This window comes from Petrocella sp. FN5 (assembly GCF_029210395.1).
Taxonomy (GTDB): domain Bacteria; phylum Bacillota; class Clostridia; order Lachnospirales; family Vallitaleaceae; genus Petrocella.
Window position 1 is genome coordinate 1 of record NZ_JARGDP010000153.1, and the last position, 1,929, is coordinate 1,929.

Sequence of the window (1,929 nt, forward strand, 5' to 3'; positions counted from 1 at the left end):
TACTTATTTCATATTCTTTTAATTTCTCAATAGTAATATTTTTTGATAAATTGCTACATAGTAGCCAATAATAGACCAGTGCTAAAATGGTTAAAATAACAATTAATCCCCAAATAGTAAATGTCAAATATCCCAGTATAGAATTCACATACTCCGCAACTTGACCATTATTTATTTCGTTAATTTGCGATATTTCATAGCCATTATTATTCAGAATTTTCTCAATACTATCGAGGAACGGTTGAATGATTTTTGTGTCTACTAATTGATAGAAAAAAAATGAAGTACTGACATATATACCGAATAAAATAGTTATTAGGCTCGGCAATGACAATTGACTATAGATTTTCATTTTCTTATCTAAATATACCAATCGATTGTAGGCTTCTTCTTTAGTAAATTGGTGGTAAGAATAATGACAATCAATCACACATTTTTCCTTCATAAACTTCTGATACTTACTAATCTTTTCTTTTGACAATATTTTAAGACATTTATCAAGTGTTTTAAAGCTCTCTTCAGCATTACTATTCATATATATACCCCTTACAAGCTATTCTACTATTTAGTGCATAGATATTCATGTGAGTCTCCCGTCTTCAAAAACAGTTTCGATAGATTTCATTGTGACCAATTGAAAGACGAGGTACATGGTTGCCCTCTATTGCATTAATTGCATATGATTAATATTAATAATGATTTTTTCACTAGTCCTTGTATACTACAAAAGTAATGTTTTTAATAGTTAGACCAACTTACCAAAAATCAAATCTTTAAAAATGTCATCAACATAATTTGACCAAATTGTTGTTCTCTTTTCTTTTTCACTCTGAATTGTTGAATCCAATTCAAAACATTTTAAAATAACAAGTGCAGTGACTCTTTCTAGGAAATCCATCTCCTCGTCTCTTTTTGAGAAGTATGATGATTGCCCGGCATGTAAAAAATTATTTCGTGACAAATATAGTTTTTCCAAAGGTACTGAAATTTCTGATATACTTTTGCCTTCGTAATCAATCAATCGTGGTACTATTGCAGAAAGACGTAGCCTTTTTTCATTGAAGCCTTCTGTTAATAAAGATTCTAATGCTGTAATATAGAGTAATAGCGCCAAATCTACATCATTATACTCACTTCTTTGTACAGTGGCTTTTCCAAATAGTATTAGTGCGTTAACAAACTTATCTGTTAGTTCATCAGGTTCTTTTTTCGTAACTGCATTAAACAATAAACAGAAAATCCTTTGATATTTTTCATCTGCAATAAAATCAATATCTATTTTACATTTTAGATGTGCATTCCAACTAAAACCATGCCCTCGACGCCAGCCATCTTTTGCTAAAATTGCAACATGGCTATTCTCCTCCTCCCATCCTTGTTCTAAACTGAATATACTAGATTCCATGCCGAATGCTGAATGAATCAGCTTAAAAATATCTACTGAAAATTGAGCCAATTGATAAGCTAATCTATTTACATTTTCAGTTTGATTTTCGACCTTAATAATCATCATATTCGATTCGAGGAAGTGTTTCGATCGGCTTTTACGGGTATGGTCGAGAGAGCTTTTTACCTCAATATAATCAATTTTTGTTATGTCTGATATTTGCTTTAATATCTGTTGTTCACCTTTTTGTGTTAGAAGATGAAATTTATCAAAAGAAACATCTTTTTTTAATCCTGACCCTTCTAATGGGAATATCAAATAATGTTCATCTTTATTTACATTGAAATAATCTTCAATATACAATATCAAATCGTTTAAATCCTCTTCGACAGTTTCTTTTTTTCTCAAATATAATTCAACCGCAAAAACAAAAAAGTCATTCGAGTAATAGGGATGCTTTATTAAAATTGGATATAGCAAATCTAATAAATTGGTAAATGGCTTATCATCGAAGTTCAGCTCAGTATTATTATTTTCCAAAT

Annotated in this window: 2 protein-coding genes; both read right to left on the reverse strand. The window is 30.0% G+C overall.

The genetic code is table 11. The features are described from left to right. The coding region (locus P0N36_RS15120) for a hypothetical protein (RefSeq protein ID WP_275843714.1) at positions 1-535 on the reverse strand (535 nt) is incomplete at its 3' end. A gap of 210 nt (positions 536-745) precedes the next feature. Continuing rightward, positions 746-1,929 (reverse strand): hypothetical protein (locus P0N36_RS15125; RefSeq protein WP_275843715.1); only part of this gene is annotated, 1,184 nt, incomplete at its 5' end.